This window comes from Methylophaga sp. UBA2689, assembly GCA_002354555.1.
In the GTDB taxonomy this organism is placed as follows: Bacteria; Pseudomonadota; Gammaproteobacteria; order Nitrosococcales; family Methylophagaceae; genus Methylophaga.
In genome coordinates this window covers 10,550-17,150 of record DELT01000011.1, presented here as the reverse complement: position 1 = coordinate 17,150, position 6,601 = coordinate 10,550, and the positions used below count along the sequence as shown (strand labels likewise).

Here is a 6,601-nt window from a genome sequence, read left to right as displayed (position 1 = left end):
TATTGCCTTCAGGAGAAACAACTCCTCCCACCCTGGCCCAATGCTCCCGAGTTTTGGTACTAGATTCTGTGTAACGAGCGGTAGTAGAAAATGACCAGCTCTCATTAAATTTATGAACAAAAAAGAAAGTTAATTCCGTTTTCTCCCTATCGTATCTATCCCAGTCAGGTTCACCAACAAAGGTTTCTGAGCCGACATATCCTAAAGGTCCTCGATCAAGTGTTCCGGTTTGTGGCAAAAACTGAGCAGAAACCTGGCCTCTATTTTCCTGGCGATTTAATAAGAAAGAAAATGTTGTGTCATCTGTGGGACGCCATGTTATAGATGGAGCAATTACATAACCATCATCTTCAACATGATCGACCTGAGTATCAGCATCCCGTTGCAAACCAACAACCCTATACAACAGTTTGCCATCATCTGTCGCAGGGCCAGTCACATCAAATGCAATCTGCTTACGATTGTGAGAACCATATTGCCCCCATATCTCACCTTGCTGTTCAGCTTTTGGTAATTTTGAAACCGAATTGATAACACCACCCAGATCCCCCTGTCCGTACAACATGGATGAAGGTCCTTTAAGTACCTCAATACTTTCCAATGCATAAACGTTGGTTCGAACGCTATTATAAGAACCATAGAGTTGTCTTAAACCATCAAGGTAAAGTCCAGGAGAAATACCACGGACTTTAGCACTGTCAATACGGGTGTCAGCCCCAAATGCGCCAGAGTAAACACCGGAAGTATATTGCAGAGCATCCTGAATATTTTTTGCACCAGTATCTTTCATGAAATCATCATCGATAATGGACATCGAAAATGGTTGATCCATTATCGGCACATTTAATTTACCAACAACCGGTTCTTCTTCCAGCTCGATATAACCTAGCGCATCAGCGCCAGTAGAAGTTACTTCTACTGTCGGCAAATCAAGAGACTTTTCTTCGGTTTCTTCGGCAGATGCATTAGGTGTAAATACAAACATAGCTAAAACGGCTGGTGCACAAAACAGTCGGAGCTTTTGAACAGTTGGATACATTACGGTTCCCAGATTATTTAAATTTAAGCTAAATGATAGTGATTTAGATTTGCGTAATGTAAAGAAGTGTAACAAGCCTGTCAATTTTTTGTTCTTTTGAGGGAACTTATTTCAACTAGATCTGATTGATTTAGAAAATACCGGTATTAAAACTGGCACAAATTTGCTTTTTTCCTGATATTATTCGGCGGGCATGGACGCGCTTATAAACATATTTAGCTGTTCATACATCTATGGATAATTTTAATAGGACTTAACTTTGAACAGTAAATTAATTATTGCTTTATCTTCGGCTATGCTTTTTTCCGGCTGTGCCACCATCGTAAATGACCCCACAGTCCCTTTAACCGCCTCATTTTCTGATGGGAGTGAGGGTGAGTGTAAATTCCATAATAAGCGTGGCGTATGGGAATTAGATATGCCTGGTACCGCCATGATCCGACGCTCGGATGACTCTCTGATTTACGCCTGCAGTACAGAGGATGGAAGGGAAACTGATGGCTCAATTGTGAGTGAATTTGAATCGGGTAAATTCGCTGCCAGTGTCATTTTCTGGGATTTTGGTATTACCGATGCCATCACAGATAAACATCGCACCTATCAAGGTAATATCGTCATTCCAGTCAAACAAACAAAAGAGGTCGCTCAAGCTAGCGATACTGAAATCGAATCAACAGAAAAAAATTAATTAGCCTTTGTGATGCTCTCACCAGAGAGCATCACATAATAATTTCCTTTGGTGAAAACCTCGAAGGCGTGACAAGTGTCTGTAGATAATGCAAGCTTAACGGCATAAATACACGTTATGAGCTCCACACGAGCCCCAAAAGGAAAAGCTTATGAAAGGCAGCCAAAAAGTCATCGATTTGCTTAATAACCTCCTCGCAGGTGAACTGACCGCAATGGATCAATATTTCATCCATTCCAGAATGTACGAAGACTGGGGGCTTATAAGACTTTATAACCGAATCTCGCATGAGATGCAGGATGAAACCGACCATGCCGATCAAATGATCAAGCGCATTCTGTTTCTGGAAGGCATGCCAGACCTGACACATCGCGAACCGCTACGTGTAGGTCATACCGTACCGGAAATGCTGCAAAATGATCTGGATCTGGAATACGCTGTGGTCAAGAACCTTCGTGAAGGCATCGCTTTATGTGAAGCAGAAGACGATTATGAAACTCGGCAAATGTTGCTTAAACAATTGGAAGATACCGAGTTAGATCACACCCACTGGCTGGAGCAACAACTTGGCCTGATCGATAAAATGGGTTTAAGAAATTATCAACAAGCCATGACTCTGGCTGAAGCTTAGATTTCATTGATGACCGAATGGTAGGTTGGGCTGATTACAATGAAGCCCAACAAATCACCTGTAATCTTTGAAAAGATGTTGGGCTTCGCAAGCTCAGCGCCAACCTGCCAACGCATCTAATCCCGCTTATTGCCGCCAAAGATTGGCTGGCTATCGTAAACCTGCTGAGCTTCCAACACATGCTCAATATTACCTTCTGACCAATTTTTTATGCCATCCAACAAATCAATAAGTGTTTGCCCAAGCGGTGTTAATGAGTACTCAACTTTGGGGGGCACTGTCGGATAGACCTTCCGGTTAACCAGGACATCTCGTTCCAGCCCTCGCAAGGTTTGTGTCAGCATTTTCTGTGAAATACCATCCAGCTCCCGACGTAACTGCCCGAAGCGTTTTGTCTCTTCAGCCAATGCCCCCACGGTCAGTACTGTCCACTTATCCGCAATCCGATCCAGCACTAAACGGGTCGGACAGTTTTTATTATAGACATTCCATTCAGCCATAAGCCATTGTTTCCATTCTATAGTCACTTTTTAGTATGTATAGCACTTTAAAGTGCCTTCTTGCGGAAAGATACCGTCACTCATAGTATTTCTCTTGCCAATTAAAAGCAACTGAAAGGAAAACACCATGAAACGTTATTTTTTAAACATCATCGCATTTACATCTTTATTATTTAGTGGAACACACGTAATGGCTGATCAAAACACAAACCCAAACTTAACTTTGTTGAGCAATTTTGCTGGCGATGTATTTGTTAATAAAGACCTCTCTAATCTGGATGCATATATGAAAAAAGATTACATCCAGCATAACCCTGCCGTCGCCCAAGGCAGCGAAGGATTTAAAGCCTTTTTTGCTGACTGGTTTGCCGCTATCCCCGACTTTCATTATGAGCTGAAAAACATCATCGCCAATGATGAATTCGTTTGGGTCTACGGGACTTATTCAGGTACACATGAAAATGAATGGTTAGGCATTCCAGCCACTCACGCCGAGTATAAGTTTGATGCGATTGATATCTTCAGAATAGAAGATGGAAAATTAGCAGAACATTGGGATGTGATGAATTTGCATACCTTGTTTACGCAGTTACAAGCTAAGTAATTGTTATAGGGAAAAGCAGAGCTTCGGCTCTGCTTTTTTTTGCTTAATTAGTACTTCTAGCTCTCTTTTTAAACATAACGAATAAATCTTTCACTGCCCATATTTCGCATGAATGCGAGTCAGGGAATTGCGTGCCCAATTCCCTAACAACCCAAGGGCACCCCTTGTGTTGGCCTGCGGCTCCCCGACAAAAATGGTTATCACAGGGTAATCGAAAAAACTCGCTTCGCTCAAACATTCCGATTTCTAATCCTGAGATAACCATTTTTATCGGCAGCACAAAAGGGGATTTTGGGAGTGGCTGTAGGTTGGGCTGAATGCAATGAAGCCCAACAATCTTTACGTGAATGTTATGTTGGGCTTCGCAAGCTCAGCACCAACCTACTGGCCGTATTTAATCCCGTCTATTGCCGCCAAAAATTGGCCTTGTTTTATGGATTAAGTGGTCGAGTGTTTGAGCGCAGCGAGTTTTCGGCCACGCCATAAAACAAGGTTAATTTTTGGATTCAAGGCAATATCGGGTGCCCTTTTCTTTGGTTCGTTTCTTTTGGGCGAACAAAAGAAATGAACTCGGGCTTTAGTCCGAACTTGCTAAGTTGGAAGTCACAATACAAGTTATTGGGCGATCCTGGGGTAACCCATGTAGTTGAATTAAACTGTTACCGATGTATTTGGGTTGAGGTATTAAATTTAACGTTGGGTTTCGTAGATCAAACCAACCTATGGGCTAACTGCTTGGCATTCTATGTCGTTGGTTTAAAAGATGATAACCAGTTAATGTAATTGTCTCTATTAGGCATCAGGCCAAGATTTTCTGGTGTAGAAAAGTCAACCTCATGGATTACAAATTTCTTCAAAAACTTATTATCAGCTTTAACCTTTAATCTGTTGCTATCAAATCTTCACATATAATTTGACTGAAAAAAATTATGTCATCAACATATTCCATAATCCCATGAAGGGAATCAGCATATTCACTGTATGTATTTCCGTTTTCCATTTTTAGGCCGAAATATAAATATGCTTCTTCAGTTTTATCCGTTCGGGGTTCCCTGAAAACTTCTATTAAATTACGTCTTTTTTCCAACATCCTTTTTAGTCCTGAGTTTGATGCATCTAAAAATGCAACGGCACTCAATGACCTATTTGTAGAAGTAACCTTATTGAAGAGGATGTTGTTTAGGATTTTGATGGGTAGTGGTGGCGCATCAAAATCACGGAGATCAGCATTATATCTAAATATTTCCCCCGTCTTTATTTGCCCAGCAGTCCTTCTTTTATCGAAATTTTCAAAGTTCGATAAATCTTGTTCAAATTGCTTGTAGATAGGCTGAATCAATTGTGTCTTTATCGTTAACGCCATATTACTGACAGTAAAACTAGTCATAATTCCAGCATTTATGTTTCTTATTTCGCGCCTTATGTCTTCGTTTTTTTTACTTCAAAATAACTTTTTGTGCTGCACTTGCACCAAAATATGCACCTGCCATGGCCTACAATAAAGCCACCATAAAATCTGAGTTAAAAAAACTTATCGACCATCCCCATAGTTCATTAATTTTTTCCATATGATACGGATCCATTATTGACTCTTCTTAACCGGCCTCTGCCATCCCTTAACTGTCTTCTGCTCCGACTTGGTCAACGTCAACGAATCTGCTGGAGCCGTTTTCCGAATAGTCGATCCCGCCCCAATAGTCGCCCCATCCTCAACAGTAACCGGCGCAACCAACTGCGTATCCGATCCCACAAATACCCGATCCCCAATCACAGTACGATGTTTATTCGCCCCATCATAGTTACAGGTAATAGTGCCTGCACCAATATTTACATCAGCGCCCATATCTGTATCACCGATATAGCTAAGATGATTGATCTTGGAGCCCAGACCGATATTGGCATTTTTGACTTCAACGAAGTTACCGACTTTGGCTTTAGCGGCAAGCTTGGTGCCGGGACGTAGTCTGGCAAAGGGCCCTACTGAGCAGTTAGTACCCACTTCAGCGTTTTCGACAATACTATTGGGTAGGATTTCTGCCCCTTCGTGAATGACACTATTGATGATTATGCAGTTGGCACCGATGCTGACATTGTCGGCGATGGTGTTATTGCCTTCGAAGATGACATTGATATCGATGGTGATGTCCTGCCCTGCTTTGATATCTCCACGAATATCTACTCGTGCCGGATCACGGAAAGTGACACCTGACATCATCAACTCTGTTGCCTTGAGTTGCTGATAGTAACTTTCGACTTCCGCCAGTTGGACGCGATTATTGATGCCGGCCATTTCCATTTCATCTTCACAGGTGACTGAGTTGATTTCGATGTCTTGGTTAACCGCTTTCGCTATCAGATCGGTCAGGTAATATTCGCCCTGGGCATTATTGTTATCGAGCTGTGATAAGGCTTCAGTTAGCCACTTGGCCGGAATACACATGATGCCAGTGTTGATTTCGTTGATCAGTTTGGTTTCTTCGTCGGCATCTTTTTCTTCGGTGATGCACAGCATATTGTCAACATAATCACGCACAATCCGGCCATAGCCAGTGGGATCGTCCAGTATTGCTGTGAGCACTTTCAGACTGTTGTTATCACCCGATTCAATCAAATCCTGCAGTGTTTCTGGTGTGATTAACGGCACATCACCATATAACACCAACACCTGTTCACTATTAGCAAAACTGGCTTTGGCCTGCTCTACTGCGTGACCGGTGCCTTTCTGTTCATGCTGCATCACAACATCGATTTGCTGGTTTTGCAGGTAGGGCACGACTTCGTCAGCGCCATTACCACAGACTACGGCTAACTGGCCTGGAGATAGCTGTTTAGCGGTATCGATAACGTGTTGTAACATGGGTTTGCCTGCCAGAGTGTGCATCACCTTGGGTTTGGCGGATTTCATGCGGGTGCCTTTACCGGCAGCGAGAATAATAATAGCCAGAGACATATAAAGTTTCCTTGTTTCAGCTCTGTAGTTTAGCAAAGACTTGCAAACAAAAAAGGCCGTCCGAAGACAGCCTTTTCTGGGTCATCACTTTCGTGATTAATGCTTACGTGTTTTACGTGCTCTTTCAATGGCGCGTAACTGTGCCATTGCTTCTGCCAGTTGAACTTGTGCTTCAGCAAAGTCCAGTTT

Annotated in this window: 8 protein-coding genes; 4 read left to right on the top strand and 4 right to left on the bottom strand. The window is 42.4% G+C overall.

The annotated features are described in order from the left end of the window. On the bottom strand, positions 1-1,039 hold a 1,039-nt coding region (locus B3M51_RS01055), incomplete at its 3' end, for a TonB-dependent siderophore receptor (protein WP_292756244.1). Between the two features lie 259 nt (positions 1,040-1,298). On the opposite strand from B3M51_RS01055, the gene B3M51_RS01050 reads away from it, so the two are divergent. Further along, on the top strand, positions 1,299-1,727 hold the full coding sequence (locus B3M51_RS01050; protein ID WP_292482889.1) for a hypothetical protein: 429 nt from the start codon (positions 1,299-1,301) through the stop codon (positions 1,725-1,727). Between the two features lie 151 nt (positions 1,728-1,878). After that, positions 1,879-2,358, top strand: coding sequence for a bacterioferritin (bfr, locus tag B3M51_RS01045; RefSeq protein WP_292482891.1), 480 nt, complete (start codon positions 1,879-1,881; stop codon positions 2,356-2,358). A gap of 116 nt (positions 2,359-2,474) precedes the next feature. Here the strand turns inward: bfr and B3M51_RS01040 are convergent, their stop codons facing one another. Then, complete coding sequence (locus B3M51_RS01040) at positions 2,475-2,858, bottom strand: winged helix-turn-helix transcriptional regulator (RefSeq protein ID WP_292756242.1); 384 nt, start codon at positions 2,856-2,858, stop codon at positions 2,475-2,477. 127 nt (positions 2,859-2,985) lie between these two features. Here B3M51_RS01040 and B3M51_RS01035 point away from each other — a divergent pair, with 127 nt between their 5' ends. Beyond that, a complete protein-coding gene (locus B3M51_RS01035) occupies positions 2,986-3,462 on the top strand; it encodes an ester cyclase (protein ID WP_292756240.1) in 477 nt (158 codons plus the stop codon). 297 nt (positions 3,463-3,759) lie between these two features. Beyond that, on the top strand, positions 3,760-3,948 hold the full coding sequence (locus B3M51_RS01030) for a hypothetical protein (RefSeq protein ID WP_292482897.1): 189 nt from the start codon (positions 3,760-3,762) through the stop codon (positions 3,946-3,948). A gap of 394 nt (positions 3,949-4,342) precedes the next feature. Here B3M51_RS01030 and B3M51_RS01025 read toward each other — a convergent pair whose 3' ends face one another. Further along, on the bottom strand, positions 4,343-4,849 hold the full coding sequence (locus B3M51_RS01025) for a hypothetical protein (protein WP_292482898.1): 507 nt from the start codon (positions 4,847-4,849) through the stop codon (positions 4,343-4,345). Between the two features lie 195 nt (positions 4,850-5,044). Continuing rightward, the gene (glmU, locus tag B3M51_RS01020) at positions 5,045-6,412 is read right to left on the bottom strand and encodes a bifunctional UDP-N-acetylglucosamine diphosphorylase/glucosamine-1-phosphate N-acetyltransferase GlmU (protein WP_292482900.1); all 1,368 of its coding nucleotides are present in this window, start codon (positions 6,410-6,412) and stop codon (positions 5,045-5,047) included. Positions 6,413-6,601 lie beyond the last annotated feature (189 nt).

Bases quoted from the DNA above. Each gene is read 5' to 3' on its own strand.
- glmU (WP_292482900.1), bottom strand. From the start codon at position 6,412: ATGTCTCTGGCTATTATTATTCTCGCTGCCGGTAAAGGCACCCGCATG.
- B3M51_RS01040 (WP_292756242.1), bottom strand. From the start codon at position 2,858: ATGGCTGAATGGAATGTCTATAATAAAAACTGTCCGACCCGTTTAGTG.
- B3M51_RS01035 (WP_292756240.1), top strand. From the start codon at position 2,986: ATGAAACGTTATTTTTTAAACATCATCGCATTTACATCTTTATTATTT.
- bfr (WP_292482891.1), top strand. From the start codon at position 1,879: ATGAAAGGCAGCCAAAAAGTCATCGATTTGCTTAATAACCTCCTCGCA.
- B3M51_RS01025 (WP_292482898.1), bottom strand. From the start codon at position 4,849: ATGACTAGTTTTACTGTCAGTAATATGGCGTTAACGATAAAGACACAA.